Source organism: Enterococcus sp. AZ088 (genome assembly GCF_051714845.1).
In the GTDB taxonomy this organism is placed as follows: Bacteria; Bacillota; Bacilli; order Lactobacillales; family Enterococcaceae; genus Enterococcus; species Enterococcus faecalis.
The window spans coordinates 1,252,769-1,270,970 of sequence record NZ_JBIOSQ010000001.1; the positions used below are offsets into that span (position 1 = coordinate 1,252,769).

Annotated in this window: 18 protein-coding genes; 17 read left to right on the forward strand and 1 reads right to left on the reverse strand. The window is 37.1% G+C overall.

Translation table 11 applies throughout. The features are described 5' to 3' along the window. Window positions 1-215: 215 nt before the first annotated feature. The 17 genes from moaC (at window position 216) to IGL17_RS06275 (ending at window position 17,105) form a co-directional block, all read left to right on the forward strand. Window positions 216-725 carry a cyclic pyranopterin monophosphate synthase MoaC gene (gene moaC / locus IGL17_RS06195; RefSeq protein ID WP_002366623.1) on the forward strand — a complete coding sequence of 170 codons (510 nt, stop codon included), beginning with the start codon at window positions 216-218 and terminating at the stop codon, window positions 723-725. Continuing rightward, window positions 722-1,696, forward strand: coding sequence for a GTP 3',8-cyclase MoaA (moaA, locus tag IGL17_RS06200; RefSeq protein ID WP_002365606.1), 975 nt, complete (start codon window positions 722-724; stop codon window positions 1,694-1,696). Before moaC ends, moaA begins: the two co-directional genes overlap by 4 nt. Window positions 1,697-1,698: 2 nt before the next feature. After that, on the forward strand, window positions 1,699-2,133 hold the full coding sequence (locus IGL17_RS06205) for an MOSC domain-containing protein (protein WP_002357714.1): 435 nt from the start codon (window positions 1,699-1,701) through the stop codon (window positions 2,131-2,133). Beyond that, on the forward strand, window positions 2,126-2,608 hold the full coding sequence (locus IGL17_RS06210; RefSeq protein WP_016617934.1) for a MogA/MoaB family molybdenum cofactor biosynthesis protein: 483 nt from the start codon (window positions 2,126-2,128) through the stop codon (window positions 2,606-2,608). Before IGL17_RS06205 ends, IGL17_RS06210 begins: the two co-directional genes overlap by 8 nt. A gap of 3 nt (window positions 2,609-2,611) precedes the next feature. Continuing rightward, window positions 2,612-3,583, forward strand: a complete 972-nt coding sequence (locus IGL17_RS06215; RefSeq protein ID WP_016617935.1) for a molybdopterin-binding protein — start codon at window positions 2,612-2,614, stop codon at window positions 3,581-3,583. A gap of 18 nt (window positions 3,584-3,601) precedes the next feature. Beyond that, window positions 3,602-4,402: a molybdate ABC transporter substrate-binding protein gene (modA, locus tag IGL17_RS06220; RefSeq protein WP_002357711.1), complete on the forward strand. Its 801-nt coding sequence runs from the start codon at window positions 3,602-3,604 to the stop codon at window positions 4,400-4,402. A gap of 8 nt (window positions 4,403-4,410) precedes the next feature. Next, window positions 4,411-5,082: a molybdate ABC transporter permease subunit gene (gene modB, locus IGL17_RS06225; RefSeq protein WP_002360415.1), complete on the forward strand. Its 672-nt coding sequence runs from the start codon at window positions 4,411-4,413 to the stop codon at window positions 5,080-5,082. Then, window positions 5,079-6,083 (forward strand): ATP-binding cassette domain-containing protein, encoded by a 1,005-nt coding sequence (locus IGL17_RS06230; RefSeq protein ID WP_010828773.1) that lies wholly within the window; start codon window positions 5,079-5,081, stop codon window positions 6,081-6,083. Before modB ends, IGL17_RS06230 begins: the two co-directional genes overlap by 4 nt. 121 nt (window positions 6,084-6,204) lie before the next feature. After that, window positions 6,205-8,307 carry a heavy metal translocating P-type ATPase gene (locus IGL17_RS06235; protein WP_016617936.1) on the forward strand — a complete coding sequence of 701 codons (2,103 nt, stop codon included), beginning with the start codon at window positions 6,205-6,207 and terminating at the stop codon, window positions 8,305-8,307. Between the two features lie 268 nt (window positions 8,308-8,575). Further along, window positions 8,576-9,019: a cell division protein ZapA gene (gene zapA / locus IGL17_RS06240; RefSeq protein WP_002357706.1), complete on the forward strand. Its 444-nt coding sequence runs from the start codon at window positions 8,576-8,578 to the stop codon at window positions 9,017-9,019. A 19-nt stretch (window positions 9,020-9,038) separates the two neighbouring features. After that, complete coding sequence (locus tag IGL17_RS06245; protein ID WP_002357705.1) at window positions 9,039-9,587, forward strand: CvpA family protein; 549 nt, start codon at window positions 9,039-9,041, stop codon at window positions 9,585-9,587. A gap of 110 nt (window positions 9,588-9,697) precedes the next feature. Continuing rightward, complete coding sequence (locus tag IGL17_RS06250) at window positions 9,698-12,064, forward strand: endonuclease MutS2 (RefSeq protein WP_016617937.1); 2,367 nt, start codon at window positions 9,698-9,700, stop codon at window positions 12,062-12,064. 97 nt (window positions 12,065-12,161) lie between these two features. Next, on the forward strand, window positions 12,162-12,476 hold the full coding sequence (gene trxA / locus IGL17_RS06255) for a thioredoxin (RefSeq protein WP_002357703.1): 315 nt from the start codon (window positions 12,162-12,164) through the stop codon (window positions 12,474-12,476). A gap of 164 nt (window positions 12,477-12,640) precedes the next feature. Continuing rightward, window positions 12,641-14,437 carry an excinuclease ABC subunit UvrC gene (uvrC, locus tag IGL17_RS06260; protein WP_016617938.1) on the forward strand — a complete coding sequence of 599 codons (1,797 nt, stop codon included), beginning with the start codon at window positions 12,641-12,643 and terminating at the stop codon, window positions 14,435-14,437. Window positions 14,438-14,588: 151 nt separating this feature from the next. Then, window positions 14,589-14,846 carry a DUF3884 family protein gene (locus IGL17_RS06265; RefSeq protein WP_010713433.1) on the forward strand — a complete coding sequence of 86 codons (258 nt, stop codon included), beginning with the start codon at window positions 14,589-14,591 and terminating at the stop codon, window positions 14,844-14,846. Window positions 14,847-14,950: 104 nt separating this feature from the next. Further along, entirely contained in the window at window positions 14,951-15,850 is a 900-nt protein-coding gene (locus IGL17_RS06270) for an ABC transporter ATP-binding protein (protein WP_002357699.1), read from the forward strand. Beyond that, window positions 15,843-17,105, forward strand: coding sequence for an ABC transporter permease (locus tag IGL17_RS06275; RefSeq protein WP_002374927.1), 1,263 nt, complete (start codon window positions 15,843-15,845; stop codon window positions 17,103-17,105). The genes IGL17_RS06270 and IGL17_RS06275 overlap by 8 nt, the downstream gene beginning before the upstream one ends. 35 nt (window positions 17,106-17,140) lie before the next feature. Here the strand turns inward: IGL17_RS06275 and IGL17_RS06280 are convergent, their stop codons facing one another. Further along, the gene (locus IGL17_RS06280; RefSeq protein WP_002360405.1) at window positions 17,141-18,139 is read right to left on the reverse strand and encodes a LacI family DNA-binding transcriptional regulator; all 999 of its coding nucleotides are present in this window, start codon (window positions 18,137-18,139) and stop codon (window positions 17,141-17,143) included. Between the last annotated feature and the right edge of the window lie 63 nt (window positions 18,140-18,202).

Genomic DNA, 18,202 nt, shown 5'->3' on the forward strand with positions numbered 1-18,202 from the left:
CGACTGGTGGCTTATTGCTTATCAAGTTTTAAGACTAAGACAAAAGTCTGGTCAGGCTAAGCAAAGCACGTAATTTTTGTCGCTTAACTTTTTTAACTTCGATTTCTCGCTAAAAAAAATTATGGATGCCAGATTGTTTTTTTGATGCAAGAGTGATACACTTGAAAAAGAAGTATTGTGTAAACGTTAACAAATGTCAAATGTGAGGTGGAGAAATGGTTCAAAGTAAGGAATTTACGCACTTGAATACACAAGGAGAAGTGCATATGGTTGATATTTCGGAAAAAAATGACACTGAAAGAACAGCCCTCGCTTATGGAGAAATTCACATGTTGGAAGCGACAGCAGAAGCGATCCAGACCCAAATGATTAAAAAAGGTGAAGTATTACAGGTAGCAAGAGTAGCTGGGATTACCGCCGCAAAACGAACGTTTGAATGGATTCCTTTGTGTCATTTGGTTGCTTTGACAAAGTGTGAAATTCAGTTTGATTGGCGCAATCAAACTTGTTTAGAAGTACGTTGCTTTACAAAAACAGTGGGTTCAACTGGCGTTGAAATGGAAGCGCTAACAGGTGTGCAGGCAGCACTCTTAACAATTTATGACATGTGTAAAGCAATTGATCGAGGAATGACAATGACAAACATTGGTTTATTAGAGAAAAATGGTGGACGTAGTGGTCATTTCATTCGTTCTTCAATTAAATCAAAGGAAAGTGATGAGTGAACAGCATGAAAGATGCATTTAACCGTGAAATTGATTATGTTCGTTTGTCTTTAACAGATCGTTGTGACTTACGTTGCACGTATTGCATGCCAGCAACAGGTCTTTGCTTTTTAAAAAAAGAGCAGCTTCTAACAGATGATGAGATTATTTTTTTACTGAGGATATTAGCGAAAGAAGGCATCAAAAAAGTTAAATTAACAGGTGGTGAACCGCTTGTTAGACCAAATTTACTCTCTTTAATTAAAAGGATAAAGCAAATCTCAGGCATCGAAAAAGTAACCTTAACGACTAATGGCATGAAGTTAGCTCGTGAGGCTCAAGGATTAAAAGAGGCGGGCTTGGACGGCATTAATATTAGCTTAGACACTTTGGATCCAGAAGAATTTCGTGAAATAACAAGAGTTGGTCAGTTAAGGAATGTTCTGGCGGGCTTAGAACAAGCGATTGATGTGGGATTACCTAATATCAAAATTAATACTGTAGCTAGGAAAGAGCTAAGTGAAGCAACAATTGTAGAACTGGCTGAAATCGCTAAGAAAGAGACTGTGCATCTTCGTTTCATTGAAATGATGCCAATTGGATTAGGGAAGGAGCATCCAGGTAAGCAACAAGAAGAAGTAGAAGCCATTTTAACCAAATATTATGGAACGTTGCAACCATACAAAAAACCATTGGGCAATGGCCCTGCTAGTTATTACGCCTTAAAAGATTTTAAAGGAAAAATAGGTTTTATTAGTGCATTAGGGCATTGTTTTTGCGAGACGTGTAATCGAATTCGAATTACTGCAGACGGCCATTTAAAAACGTGCCTGCATTCTGCAGACGGCTACTCGTTAAAGGAAGCTTTAGCTATGGAACAAACAGCAGAATTGTTAGGGATTATCAAGAGTGGCATTGCCTGTAAGCCTGAAAAACATCTTTTCTTGGAACAACAAGGAGAACAACGATTTATGTCACAAATAGGAGGGTAAGTATGAAAACAGGAGAAATTATTGCAATAAATATTAGCCCGCGAAGAGGCACACAGAAAAAGGAAATTCCTGAAGTCAACTTAATTAAAGGTTTCGGATTAGAAAATGATGCGCACGGCGGTAATTGGCATCGACAAGTCAGTTTGTTATCTTTTGAAGAAATAACGGCTTTCAATGAAAAAGGAGCTCGGGTTGGCAATGGTGCTTTCGGGGAAAACATAATCGTCTCAGGGATTGATTTACGTCAATTACCTGTTGGAACGAAAATGAAAATAGGCGATTCCGAATTGGTGGTTACTCAAATTGGGAAAGAGTGCCATAAACACTGTCAGATTTATGCGCGAGTGGGCGATTGCATCATGCCTAGAGAAGGAATCTTTGCAGTTGTTGTGACAGAAGGTCATATTAAAAAAGGAGACCAGTTAGACGTTGTTTAAAGTGGGCATTGTAACATTAAGTGATCGTTGCTTTCAAGGACTTGCTGTCGACCAATCGGGTTCCTTGATTCGTGAACAGTTACCTGCGCTCTACCAGGTAACCAAACAAACCATTTTACCAGATGAAGAAAATCAATTAGTAGAGCTATTGCAAGAGTGGTCTAAGACCTGTGATTTGATTTTAACGACAGGCGGCACAGGGTTGAGTGAACGGGATCGGACCCCAGAAGCTACCTTACGTGTAGCAGAGCGAATCATTCCTGGGATCAGTGAGGGCTTGCGTCAACTTAGCTTGGAAAAAACACCATTTGCTATGTTAAGTCGAGGCGTTTCTGTTCAAAGAGGACGCACGCTCATTGTTAATTTGCCTGGTAGTCCAAAAAGTGTAACAGAACATTTGCATTTTTTGTTGCCTGTTTTGCCCCACGCTTTGGATTTAATCACAAATAAAAAAATCATACATGATGAGGAATAAACCATGAAAACAATTCGAACAGAAGAGGCAGTTGGCCTTCCGTTGAGTCATGATATTACGCGAATTGACTATGGAAAGACCAAGGAAGTGTGTTTTAAAAAAGGACATATAGTTGTTCAAGAAGATATTCCAATTCTTTTATCATTAGGGAAAAAACATCTGTTTGTTTCCTTGGATCCAGCAGAAATACATGAAGAAGAGGCAGCGACATTTTTGTATAACCTGTTAACAGATGACTCATGTCAGCCGAGTGAAGTCCATGAAGGAAAAATTGTTGCTAAAGCTAGCACGAGAGGTCTTTTAAAAGTCAATCGAGAAAAATTAATTGCTTTAAATGAAATTGAAGGTCTTGCCTTGTCAACTAAAATTACCAATATAGAAGTTCAGAAAGATGAAAAAGTTGCAGCCTTTCGAGTGATTCCACTAACAATTTCTAAAAGCCAATTAGAAAAGGCATGCCAGTTCAGCACGTCTGAGCCACTAATCTCTGTGAAACCTTTCAAAAAAATACGGGTCGGGATTGTAACTACTGGCAGTGAAGTTTACACAGGATTGGTTGAGGATGCTTTTTACCCTGTGTTAAAAGCCAAGTTCTCCGCGTATCCTTTAGTTACGATTGTCAAGCAAGAAATTGTCGATGATCAGCCGCAAAAAATTACTGTTGCGATCAAAAAGATGTTAGCACAAGGGCTTGATCTGATTGTTTGTACAGGTGGTATGAGTGTAGATCCTGATGATTTGACACCGTTAGCAATTAAGCAGACAGGTGCTGAAATCATAACCCATGGGACACCAGTCTTACCAGGCTCAATGTTTTTGCTGGCTTATAAAGGAGAGCAAACGATCATTGGCTTACCAGGTGGTGTTTTATTTTCAGAAAAAACTGTTTTTGATTTGTTGTTACCAAGATTAATGGCCAAAGAAGTGATTAAAAAATCTGAAATTATTGACTTGAGTTATGGCGGGTATTTATAAAAGAAAAGAGGCGTTCAAATGTCTAAACAAAAAAAGACTGTGTTCTTGCTTAGTTTATTCAGTTTAGTTGCCCTAATTGCTGCATGTACAAATCAGCCGCAAAAAGAAACAGTTTCAACAAAAAAAGAAGAAATAACCCTTGCGGCAGCAGCTAGCTTAGAATCAGTCATGGAGAAGAAAATTATTCCAGCCTTTGAAAAAGAGCATCCAGATATTCAGGTAACTGGAACCTATGATAGTTCTGGAAAATTACAGATGCAAATTGAAAAAGGCCTAAAAGCCGATGTATTTTTCTCGGCTTCGACAAAACAAATGAATGCATTGGTTGCAGAAAAACTAATTAATAAGAAAAGTGTCGTTCCTTTATTGGAAAACCAGCTTGTTCTTATTGTGCCTAACCAAGATCAAGCAAAGTGGCATGATTTTTCTGATTTAAAAAAAGCCCAAATGATAGCAATTGGTGATCCTGCAAGTGTTCCAGCTGGTCAATATGCCGAAGAAGGCTTAAAAGCTTTAGGCGCTTGGTCTTATGTAGAAAAACACGCAAGCTTTGGCACGAATGTAACAGAAGTCCTTGAATGGGTAGCTAATGCAAGTGCAGAAGCTGGCTTAGTTTATGCGACAGATGCAGCAACCAATTCAAAAGTAGCGATTGTTGCGGCCATGCCTGAAGCTGCTTTGAAGAAGCCAATCATCTATCCAGTTGGTAAAGTTGCCGCCTCTAAGAAACAAAAATCAGCGGATGCTTTTTTAAATTTTTTACAGAGTCAACAATGCAGAAAATATTTTGAAAATATTGGCTTTAAGTTAACAAAGTAGGTGGGAAAATGGATGTTCGACCAATTCTTTTATCTTTTCAGACAGCAATAATCGCCATTTTATTTACTTTTATTTTAGGAACAGGCGTTGCATATATTGTTTTTCGTTTGAAAAATCGTAAATTAAAAATTCTTTTGAATAGTTTATTTACGTTGCCATTAGTTTTACCGCCGACTGTTTTTGGTTTTTTTCTCTTAACTATTTTTGGTGTTCAGCAACCAGTGGGCCAGTTTTTACTTGATTTTTTTGCCATTCAAGTTGTTTTTTCGTGGCCAGCTACGGTTATTGCTGCCGTTGCTGTTTCATTTCCTTTAATGTATCGTTCAGCCTTAACGGCGTTTGAACAAATGGATAGTGAATTGTTGGCGGTAGCCCAGACACTCGGATTTTCGGAAAGTCGATATTTTAGAAAAATTGCGTTACCTTTGTCGATGAACGGTCTCTTGGCCGGTGGCGTGTTAGCCTTTGCCCGTGGGTTAGGCGAATTTGGAGCGACGACAATGTTAGCAGGGAATATTGCTGGCAAAACAAGAACGCTTCCTTTAGCTATCTACTCTGCTGTAGCAAGTGGGGATTGGCGCTTAGCCAATCAATATGTTGTGATTATGTTATTACTTTGCCTGATTATTTTATTTTTTACGGAATTTTTTAGTCAGCGCGCTTGGAGAAGATCGGAATGAGATTAATTGTTGATATTCAAAAAGAATTGAAAAGTCATACTTTGCAAATTCAGTTTGAAACAAAGACGCAAACAACAGGAATTTTAGGTGCTTCTGGTTGTGGCAAGAGTATGTTATTAAAATGTATTGCGGGTGTTGAGACTGCGGATAAAGGTCAGATTGTTTTAAATGATCAAGTCTTATTCGATGCTGAAAAAAAGATCAATTTGTCACCGCAACAACGAAAAATTGGTCTTTTGTTTCAGCAGTATGCGTTGTTTCCTCATTTATCGGTAGTAGAAAATCTCACGTGCGTGACAAAAGATTTACAATTGGTCACTCAATTGCTTGCGTCTTTTCACTTAACTAAAGTCCAACAACAATATCCTAGTCAACTTTCTGGAGGACAAAGACAACGAGTGGCTTTTGCGCGAATGCTAGCGGCTCAGCCGGCTTACCTATTATTAGATGAGCCATTTTCCGCATTAGATGCACCCTTAAAGGAAGAGCTGCAAATTGAACTTCAACAGCGATTAAGTAATTTAAATCAACATGCCTTAATTGTGAGTCATAGTTTAGATGAACTGTATAAGTTATGTCAGAGTTTAGTGATAATCACAAAAAACCAAACACTTTTTGGTGCAACAAATCAATTATTTAACCAACCTCAAACGATTGAAGCAGCTAAACTCACTGGTTGTAAAAATATTTGGCCTGTCAAACGCATAGATGCGCACAGAGTCCAAGTGATTGGCTGGCAACAAACACTAACGGTTACACAAGAAGTTCCTATTTCTTGTCATTCTATTGGTATTCGGGCCCATGATTTCACAACAGAACCGCAGGCAACCAATCAAATCGAAGTGCATCACTTACAAACATTGTCAGCACCTTTTGAACAAAGTGCTTGGTTTCAACACCAACAAACCAAAATTTGGTGGAAAGGGAGCAATAGACTCAATCCGAAAGTTATTACTCAGTTATCCATTCCACCTACAGCAATTATGCCATTATGTCTATAAAATAGAAAAAGATTACGTGAAGCGGTTGACATATGATTGCATCTTCATTTATAATAGATTTATGAAAGGTTATTCATGTAAACGGAATAATCGCTATTATATAGGGAGTGAAGGTGTTTAAATGCAAAAGAGTTATAAACTAGAAGGACTTGATTGTGCAAGTTGTGCAGACAAAATTGAAAAATCTGTCCAAAAAATTCACGGAGTAGAAAAAGTGCGTGTGGACTTCATGGCTGAAAAGATGACACTGGAAGTTGAATCAGGACATGATTTAGAAGTCGAAAATGAAGCGCGTGCAGTGATTGGTAAGTTAGAACCAGATGTCAAAGTTATTTCTTTAAAAGATGTCAAAGAAGAAGAGGGACGTAATCCAAATAAGAATCGCTTAATTCGTATCATTATTGCATTTGTTTTATTTTTAGCACTTATTATCATTAAGCCAAGTAATAATTGGGTTGCTTTGGCATCTTATTTAGTCGTTTATGTCTTAATTGGTGGCGACATTGTCAAACGAGCGGTAACGAATATTTTTCGTGGGGAAGTGTTTGATGAAAATTTCTTAATGTCTGTGGCAACGATTGGGGCATTTTTTATTGGGGAATATCCCGAAGCTGTGGCAGTAATGTTGTTCTACCAAGTCGGCGAATGGTTTCAAAGTGCTGCGGTTGATCAATCCAGAAAATCAATTGCCAAATTAATGGATATTCGTCCAGATTCAGCAAATCTTTTAGTAAATGGACAAATAAAAGCGGTCGCTCCAGATACAATTGAAATTGGGCAACAAATATTAGTGAAACCAGGTGAAAAAGTTCCATTAGATGGTCAAATTATTGATGGATCAAGTATGGTAGATACCTCTGCGTTGACTGGTGAATCCGTTCCAAGAACGGTCAAAGTCGGCGATGAAATCTTAGGTGGTTTTATCAATAAAAATGGGGCCTTGACCATTAATGTTACGAAAAAATTTGGGGATTCAACAGTTAGCAAAATTTTAGATTTAGTTGAAAATGCTAGCAGTAAAAAAGCCCCTGCAGAAAACTTTATTTCTAAATTTGCTCGTTACTATACACCAGTTGTCGTTGTTTTAGCTGTCTTATTGGCAGTGATTCCACCATTTATTTTCCCTGATACTTCTATTAATGAATGGGTTTATCGGGCATTAACGTTCTTGGTTATTTCTTGTCCATGTGCCTTAGTCATTTCTGTTCCTTTAAGTTTCTTCGGTGGAATTGGCGGAGCCAGCAAGCTAGGTGTTTTAATTAAAGGAAGTAACTATTTAGAAATTTTAGCGAATACGGAAACAATTGTTTTTGATAAAACTGGTACGCTAACAAAAGGAAATTTTGTGGTTCAAAACATAACTAGTGTTGTCTTACCCGAAGAAGAGTTGTTGCGTTTAACAGCAACAGCAGAACAGTTATCCACTCATCCAATTGCTATTTCTATTAAAGAAAGCTATGGCAAAGAAACTGTTCCAGCAACAGCAATTGAAGAGGTTGCCGGACACGGTATCAAAGCCACAATTGAAGGTAAAACAGTTTTAGTCGGTAATGCGAAGTTAATGAAACAATTTGGTATCGAAGCACCAGAAGTGAAGGAAGCGGGAACTTTAATTTTTGTCGCTATTGATAATCAATTTGCAGGCTACTTAGTGATTGCGGATCAATTGAAACCAGATGCCATTTCAGCCATAAAAGAATTAAAAGCTGAAGGGGTCAAACAAACTGTTATGCTGACTGGAGACAATCAACAAGTTGCAGAAGCTATTGCAAAAGAAGTTGGTGTTGACAAAGTTTATGCAGAACTTTTACCAGATGGCAAAGTGGATCGTTTAGAAGAGTTGTTAAAAGCATCTTCACCTAAAAACAAAGTTGCCTTTGTTGGTGATGGTATGAATGATGCACCTGTTTTAGCCCGGGCTGATGTTGGGATTGCCATGGGTGGTTTAGGAAGTGACGCGGCAATTGAAGCTGCTGATGTGGTGATTATGAATGATGAACCAAGTCGTATCGCCTCTGCGATTAAATTATCAAGAAAAACATTGAGAATTGTTAAACAAAACATTATCTTTGCGATTGCTGTTAAAATCATTGTTTTGGTACTAGGTGCATTAGGCTTGGCTTCAATGCAAGCAGCAGTCTTTGCTGATGTTGGTGTAACTATTATCGCTGTTTTAAATGCTATGCGTTGTTTACGTGTAGAAAAGATGAAAGATAATAACTAAGCCTTAAAAAGTACAGCTGAAACAAACATTTTTAGCTGATTATCAGAGTTTGAGCGTGGGACAAAAATCACTTTGACTTTTTGTTCCACGCTTTTTCTCCTACACAATTTCTATTCGTTCTTAAATTGCCAGAGTTCTTGTAAAGAAATCTTTAAATTTTTCGCTTTGTGGCATATAATAAGAGAGAATTTGTACGAAAATTGCGCTTCGCTTTTTTTTCATGGTACAATAAGCAAGAATGGATTGATTTACAGGAGGGAACCTCAGCATGGCATCAAATGAAAAAACACGATATAAAGCAATCATTGCAGACCATACGTATACAATTATTGGCCAAGAGTCAAAACAACATATGGATTTAGTCACAAAAATTGTCAACGAACAACTGGCGGAAATTAAACATCTTTCTCCGCAAACTGATACGGAACAAGCTTCTGTTTTATTAGCAATTAATGCAATTTCAGATCAACTAAAAAAACAAGAATATGCTTTAAAATTGGAAAAACAAGTAGCAGATTTAAAACAGAAAACCATTCGTTTGGCTGAATTAGAGAATCGTGTGCGCCGAATGGAAATTATCGAAGAAGAAGCACGGGATGTTTTGAAAAAGAATGGACAAGAAGATGTAGAAATTCATAATCATGTGGAAGCCCAACAAATTTTGAATGAAAATCGAAAACAGCAGATTCAAAATAAAGGTGTTTCGGAGTAGTTCCTGAAAGGATGACAAGATGTTAACAATACTTATTTTATTACTTTTAGCCTTTGGATTTTATACAGGAGCTAAACGAGGCTTGATTTTACAAGTGCTCTATTCGGTAGGTTACTTAATTTCATATTTTGTTGCTCGAACCTATTACAAAGAGGTCGCTTCTCATTTAGAATTGTATATTCCATATCCATCGGTTACGCCAACGTCAAAGCTTGTCTTTTTTAATCAAGAGATTTCTTTAGACTTGGACAAAGCCTTTTATTCAGCGGTTGCGTTTTTATTATTGCTGTTTGCAGGCTGGTTGGTCGTTCGTTTTTTAGCTATCTTTTTACATGGATTAACATTTATTCCAGTTTTGAAACAGGTAAATGGACTATTAGGTGGCGTATTAAGTGTTCTTGTGTTATACGTGGGTCTTTTTCTAGTGTTAGCTACGGCGTCAATGATTCCGTCAGATATTGTCCAAAATCAGTTTCGGTCAAGTGGCTTGGCACGAGGCATTGTAAAAAATACCCCAATTCTAACAAAACAAGCATATGAATTATGGGTTGAACCAATTACGAAATAAAGCTGAATGGGACTGAGATAGAGATAAGAAGTAAGTGAGCAAAGCGAAACTTCTTATGTTATGTCTCAGTCTTTTCAACAAATGAAAAAGTTAGAAAAGTAGGTGGAAAAATGAATCAGCGTATTCTATCAACATTAGGGTTTGATAAAGTAAAACAACAGTTGTTGCAATTTATTGTGACAGCTCAGGGGACAAACGAAGTTTCGGAATTATTACCGATTGCTGATGAAAATAAAATTCAATCATGGCTAAATGAAACACAGGATGGTTTAAAAGTTCAACGATTACGTGGTGGAATCCCCATTCCTAAATTAGAAAATATCCAACCACACATGAAACGGATTGAAATTGGTGCGGATTTAAATGGCATAGAATTAGCACAAGTAGGCCGTGTCTTGTCGACTACTTCAGAACTGACTCGTTTTTTTGATGAGTTAAGTGAAAATGAAGTGGATTTTGAACGTTTATATATGTGGCGAGAGCAACTAGAAGTTTTGCCTGAATTAAATCGCCAACTCAAACAAGCCATTGATGATGATGGCTACGTCACAGATGAAGCTTCGCCAGCCTTAAAGGCAATTCGGCAAAATATTCGACGTAGTGAGCAGACCATTCGAGAAGAACTAGATAGTATTATTCGTGGGAAAAACGCACGTTACCTTAGTGATGCTCTTGTTACTATGCGAAATGAACGCTACGTGATTCCAGTCAAACAAGAATATAAAAATATTTTTGGTGGCGTGGTTCACGACCAAAGTGCTTCAGGACAAACCTTATTTATTGAACCTAAACAAATTTTAGAAATGAATAATCGTTTGCGACAACAACAAATTGCCGAAAGAAATGAGATTACTCGCATCTTGGCAGAACTGTCGGCTGAGTTGGTTCCTTATCGCCGAGAAATTACGCATAATGCTTATGTCATCGGTAAACTTGATTTTATTAATGCTAAGGCGCGACTAGGAAAAGAACTAAAAGCAGTTGTTCCAGAAGTTAGTCAAGCAAATCATGTAGTTTTTAAACAAGCCCGGCACCCACTATTAAATCCAGAAAAAGCTGTAGCCAATGACATTTTGATTGGAGAAGAATATCAAGCAATTGTGATTACAGGGCCTAATACCGGCGGGAAAACCATTACTCTGAAAACGTTAGGTCTTTTACAATTAATGGGTCAAGCTGGATTACCTATTCCAGTTGAAGAAGAAAGTAAAATGGGTATTTTTACAGAAGTATTTGCGGATATCGGGGATGAACAATCGATTGAACAAAGTTTAAGTACTTTCTCTTCACATATGACGAATATCGTGTCTGTCTTAAAGAAAGTCGATCATCAAAGTTTAGTACTATTTGATGAATTAGGTGCTGGGACAGATCCGCAAGAAGGGGCCGCTTTAGCGATTGCCATTTTAGATTCATTGGGTGCTAAAGGAGCCTATGTGATGGCAACAACCCATTATCCTGAATTAAAAGTGTATGGCTATAATCGAGCTGGAACAATCAATGCCAGTATGGAATTTGATGTAGATACCTTGAGTCCAACCTATCGTTTATTAATTGGCGTGCCTGGCCGAAGTAATGCTTTTGAAATTTCGAAACGTCTTGGATTAGACAATAGTATTATTGAGGCTGCAAAACAAATAATGGACGGTGAAAGTCAAGATTTAAACGAAATGATTGAAGACTTGGAAAACCGTCGCAAGATGGCCGAAACTGAATACTTAGAAGCTCGCCACTATGTCGATGAATCGGCAGCTTTGCATAAGGAACTAAAAGAAGCCTATCAAGTATTTTTTGAAGAACGAGAAAAAGAATTACAAAAAGCGCGGAAAGAAGCAAATAAAATTATTGCAGAAGCGGAAGAAAATGCGGAAACCATTATTTCTGATATTCGCAAAATGCAATTGGAAAGTGGCCAACAAGGTGGTGTCAAAGAACATCAGTTAATTGATGCGAAAACACAACTTTCTCGATTACACCATGAAGAAACCAAGCTTGCTAAAAACAAAGTGCTGAAGAAGGCGAAAGAACAGAAAAAATTAAAAGCTGGCGATGAAGTAATTGTCAATACTTACGGCCAACGAGGGACCTTATTAAAAGACAACGGCAAAGGACAATGGCAAGTCCAATTAGGCATTTTAAAAATGAACGTATCTGAAGAGGATATGACGCCTGTCGCTCCACAAAAAGAAGCAAAACCAAGAGTTACAACGGTTCGTTCTGCAGAAAGCAGTCATGTTGGCACACAACTAGACTTACGTGGCAAACGCTACGAAGAAGCATTGGCAGAAGTTGACCAATACATTGATGCTGCGATTCTAGCGGGCTATCCACAAGTAACTATTGTTCACGGCAAAGGAACAGGTGCATTAAGAACCGGAATAACGGAATTTTTAAAAAATCACCGCAGTGTGAAAAGCTATGAATTTGCGCCACAAAACCAAGGTGGTAATGGTGCGACTGTCGTAAAATTCCAATAAACAAGGACTTACAATAAGTAAGCAGAACACTCGCTATCTTAGAGATGAAGTGTTATACTAAGCATGTAATAAGAGTAAAGAGTAGGAGGTTTGTGAAATGACACAAGCAATTACCGATAAAGATTTTGCAACAGAAACAGATGAAGGATTAGTCTTAATCGACTTTTGGGCAACTTGGTGTGGCCCTTGTCGTATGCAAGCACCCATCTTAGAACAATTATCTGAAGAATATGATGAAGACGAAGTGAAAATCGTCAAAATGGATGTGGATGAAAATCCTGCAACACCAGCAAGTTTTGGAATCATGAGCATCCCAACATTGCTATTGAAAAAAGATGGCGAAGTTGTTGAAAAAGCAGTCGGTGTTCATACAAAAGACCAATTGCAAGCAATGATTGCCAAACACTTATAAACGTTGATTAGTCATTACGAATAGTCTGATTCAGTCTGAAGAGAAATCATTAGCGATTGTCTTTTCAGGCTGTTTCTTTCGTACATAAAGTAGCGGCTTTTTTTGTTTAATTACAAAAAGAGGTGTATAATAGATGAAGCATTTTGTTAGAAAGGAAGTATCGTATGAACGAACGAATAAAAAATAAATTAGCACTGCTTCCTGATCAACCTGGTTGTTATTTAATGAAAGATAAAAACGGCACGATTATCTATGTTGGGAAAGCCAAAATTTTGAAAAACCGTGTCCGGTCTTATTTTCGTGGTAGCCATGATACTAAGACAGAACGATTAGTCAGTGAAATCGATGATTTTGAATATATTGTGACAGAATCAAATATTGAAGCACTTTTATTAGAAATTAATTTAATCCATAAAAATAATCCCAAATATAACATCATGTTAAAAGACGATAAAACCTATCCTTTTATCAAAATCACAAACGAAAAATATCCTCGTTTAATGATTACTCGAAAGGTTTTAAAAGACAAAGCGTTATATTTTGGACCATATCCAGATGTAAATGCAGCGAATGAAACAAAGAAACTGTTAGATCGGCTTTTTCCTTTGCGAAAATGTAATCCGTCGCAAAAAACACCTTGTTTGTATTACCATTTAGGGCAATGTCTGTGTCCCTATGCTTTTGATGTGGATCCGCAAGTCTACAAAGATATGGTGGAAGAGATTAAAGGGTTTCTCTCTGGTGGACATACAGAAATTCAGGACCGCTTACAAGAAAAAATGGCTTATGCAGCAGCACATATGGAATTTGAAAAAGCTGCAGAATTTCGCGATCAAATTAAAGCGATTGAAACAGTTATGACCCGCCAAAAAATGACGAATGTGGATTTAATTGATCGTGATGTGTTTGGTTATGCTGTTGATAAAGGCTGGATGTGTGTCCAAGTATTCTTTGTCAGACAAGGAAAATTAATCGAACGTGATGTATCGATTTTTCCATTTTATGATGATGCCAGTGAAGCATTTTTAACTTTTATTGGACAATTTTATCAAGAGAATGAGCATTTTGTGCCAAAAGAAGTCTTGATTCCTGATGACATTGATAAAGAAAGCGTCGAAGCTTTATTAGCTACGAAAGTCTTGCAGCCGCAACGGGGAGAAAAGAAAAAACTGGTTAAATTAGCCAGTAAAAATGCTGCAGTTGCTTTAAATGAAAAATTCGATTTGATTGTACGGAAACAAGAACGAACAATTGGCGCAGTTGAAAAATTAGGCAATGCGATGAACATACCTGCGCCCATTCGAATTGAAGCATTTGATAATTCAAATATTATGGGAACAAACCCTGTTTCTGCGATGGTTGTGTTTATTGACGGACGGCCAGCTAAAAATGAGTATCGAAAATATAAAATAAAAACCGTCCAAGGTCCTGATGATTACGCTTCCATGAGAGAAGTCATTTATCGCAGATATTCACGAGTTTTAAAAGAAGGCTTGCCTTTTCCTGATTTAATTTTAATCGATGGTGGTAAAGGTCAAGTCGATGTTGCTAAAGATGTGTTAGCCAATAAACTAGGAGTCGATATTCCTGTAGCTGGATTAGCCAAGAACGACAAGCACAAAACGAGTGAACTTTTATTTGGTCCAAACTTAGAAGTTGTACCATTGGAAAGAAACTCACAAGAATTTTTCTTGTTGCAACGAATCCAAGATGAAGTCCATCGTTTCGCCATCACATTCCATCGTCAATTACGTAGTAAAAATAGTTTTGCTTCCAAATTAGATAACATTGAAGGCTTGGGACCGAAACGCAAAAAAAATCTTTTAAAAGAATTTAAATCGCTTAAAAATATTACGGCAGCCAGTGTTGAAGAATTAAGAAAAGCTGGGTTACCTGAAACTGTCGCAAAGAATGTGTATCGTCATTTGCACCAAGAAACAACCTCTGAGATAGAAAAATAAAGGAAAATGAAACAGACAAATTAGGTGCTTTTCCTAATTTGTCTGTTTTTTTTATTCAATTTTTTCATGAAAAGTTGAACTTTCAAGAAAATATGATAACGATTTCTTTCGTGATATACTAAAACTAACTTAAAAGAGAGGACGTCTGATCATGAAAATACTAACACCCGTTTATCAAATAAAATTTAAAAAAGTACCAAATCAATTACTGATTGATGAGCGTTTAATAAATGAATTGGGTACGTGGCTGAATCGTACAGGTCGAATTTGGGCCTGCCAATCATCAAAATCGGCAAAGGAATTTAAAAATACATTTTATGAAAGTACAGGCTTGTCCGCAAATGAAGTGCATATTTCTGCCGAGACGGATGGTCTTTTTCGTTTAGCAGAAAATAAAGCGTCTGATTAAAGTGCAGCATCTTTCCATAACAATTGTCATTGACAAGCCAACACAGTAAAGATACGATATGAGTAACTAAACAGCGGTTTAGAAAAAGTGAAGGGGGCGTTTATGTGTTAGAGGTAAAAGAGTTAGTCAAAACCTTTGGGGATTTTAAAGCAGTTGATCATGTATCCTTTACGATACCGGACGGGAAAATTTTAGGATTAATTGGCCAAAATGGTGCCGGGAAAACAACTACGTTTCGCTTGATTTTAAATTTTTTAACACAAGATAGCGGGTCGGTTTTATGGAATGGTCAACCATTAAACGAAAAAGAATACAATATTATTGGTTATTTACCAGAAGAACGGGGTTTATATCCTAAAATTACGATTGAAGACCAACTAATTTATTTCGCTTCATTGCGGGGGAAAACTAAAAAAGAAATTGAACCTAAAATTGACTTTTGGATGGAAAAATTTCAAGTTAAAGGCAAAAAAACGGATAAAGTTAAATCTTTATCAAAAGGCAATCAACAAAAAGTTCAATTGATTGCGACACTTATTCATGAACCGAAGTTAATTATTTTAGACGAACCATTCAGTGGCTTGGATCCAGTTAATGCAGAATTATTAAAAGACGGCATTATTGAATTGAAAAATCAAGGTTCTTGTGTCATTTTTTCCAGTCATAATATGGACAATGTGGAGAAAATCTGTGACCATTTAGTCATGTTAAAAAATGGACGCATGGTTTTAGATGGTCAGGTTCATGAAATTCGACAACAATTTGGTCGAACAAAATTATTTTTAGAATCACCGTTATCTGTTGAGGAAGTTGCTGCTACTGCAGGTGTGAAAGAAGCACACTTGCGACAAGATGGCGTCTTAGAAGCGACATTAGAAAACGCTGAAGTGGGCAAAGTGTTGTTTGATAAAGCGACAGCCAACGGCTACATTCCAATGTTTAATCAACAACCACCAACATTGGAAGAAATTTTCAAAATGAAAGTAGGTGGGCAAGATGAGTAAATTTTGGATTATTGCGACTGATGTCTATAAGAAAAATGTGAAGTCGCTGTCTTTCTTAATCATGATTTTAGCGCCATTTCTTCTTGTAGGAATTGTTTACTTAGCGGGCTCTCTAGCTAGCGGTTTTTCAGGAGATACTACCATTGGTCTGGTTTCGGAAAACCAAGCGCTGGTTAAAGAGTTGACAAAGAATAAAACAGAGGACTTTTCTTTCAAAGCTGTTTCTTCTGAGAAAAAGGCCCAAGAACAATTAAAAGACGAGAAAATTGATGCCTATTTACTTTTGGACACTACAGATAATCAGATTTCTGGTCAGCTTTACTCTGAACGCTCTTTAGGAAATGCAACCGAGATGCTAATCCCTCAAATGTTAAACCAATTACAAACAATGGCGAATGCCAATCGTTTAAATTTAACAGCTGAGCAAGTTGCCATGTTGAATCAACAAGCAACATTTAAAAAATCAAAAATTAGTTTTGATGAAAATGGCAAAATAAAAACAGGAGAAGATAACACAGGGATTCAAATGGCGTTAGCAATGGGGATAACAATTTTGTTATTTGTCTTCATCAGCAGTTATTCTTCAATTATTGCCCAAGAGATTGCTTCTGAAAAAGGCACTAGAATCATGGAAGTTATTCTCTCTAGTACAAAAGCGCAAACCCATTTTTATGGCAAATTAACTGGGGTTATTCTAGTAGCTTTAACACAAATTTTTATTTACGGAGTGGCGTTTGTTCTCGGCTATTCTCAATTGAAAAATCTTGATTTTATGAAAAGTCTATTAAGTGGTATTTCACCACAAAGTATTTTTTCATCAACCTTTATTTTTACATTAGGCTTTTTCATTATTGGTATTCTCGTTTTTGCTGTTTTGGCAGCACTTTGTGGTTCTCTTGTTTCCAAACCAGAGGATACAGCAAAAGCAGTTCAGCCCATCATGTATATTGGTTTAATTGGTTATATGATTGGCATTACGTTTGGGACGAATGATCCACAAAATATCGTGGTGAAAGTGACTTCCTTTATTCCGCTGATTTCGTCATACATTATGCCAGTACGCTTGGCGACCGAAACGGCATCAACAATGGAAGCAATTGTCTCATTAGTGATTTTGGCAGTTTTTGGAATTATTTTAACAATCTTCTCTGCTCGTTTATACAAATCAAACGTTCTTGTATACAGCGAAGGCGGTATGATTCAATCCTTAAAACAGTCAATTTCTATTTTAAAAAATGAACAAAAGCATAAATAATTTTTGTTTAACTCTAAAAGGACCCGGTAAATCAGTCAAAGTGACTGATCTGCCGGGTCTTTTTTAGGCACCGTTCGTCGTTCAACTAGACGAACGGTTAATTTTTTTTCAGGAATGTTCGTCTGATTTAATTGGTTGTATAGGTAAATAAATGAGTTTTCGGCTTGATACTGAATGGCATAATCAACAGTCGTAATATGCATCAATTCACTGACATAACTATTATCAAAGCCAATGACAGCGACATCGCGAGGAACGGCATAATTTAGATTTTCAAGTTCTGAAATAAACTCAGCTGCTACGTGATCATTATAAAAGGCCAAAGCTTCTGGCTTTTCGGTTAATTGTTGCCAGTAATGGGCAATTTTGCGACCAGAATGGTTAGTATACTGATCATTAATCAGCCACTCAGCTTGCCAAGGTGCCTGAGTGTTTTCATAAAAATCTTTCATTGCACGTTTTCGTGCGTGCGTGTTTAAATTTTCGGGATTACCGAGGACATGACCGATTTTTTGGTATCCTTGTTGTTGTAAATATTCTAAGGAACGATAGTAACCAGAGTAATGATCAATGTAGGAAGAGTATATATTAGGTGAATCGATACGATGCCAGGTTGCTAAAGGACCATACGCGCTGTATGGCTCAATCACCGACCATTCATTTGTTCGTGTCAATAAAAACAAGCCATCTAATTGTTTGTATTTTAATTGGTTCAAGGCATCAATTTCTTTCTGCTGATCGCCATCTGTAAAAAATAAGGTTACGGAATAATTGTATTTTTTGGCAATTGAAATAAAGCGATTCAAGAAAATGCCTAAGGAACCTAAATAGCTAGGGGCTAAAAAGCCAATGGTTTTTGTGGCACCTGCTCGTAAATTCCGCGCCACATAATTCGGGGTATAATTTAATTCTTTCATTGCTTTGAGAATTTTTTCTTGACTATCGGCACTCACATATCCTTTTCCAGAAATTAAGCGAGAAACAGTCGATTTCGAGACACCGGCAACTTTTGCTACATCAATGATAGACGTCATTTTTTACCTCCAAAGTGGAATGTATTCTTATAAGAAGTATAGCATACATTTTTTTGAAAATAG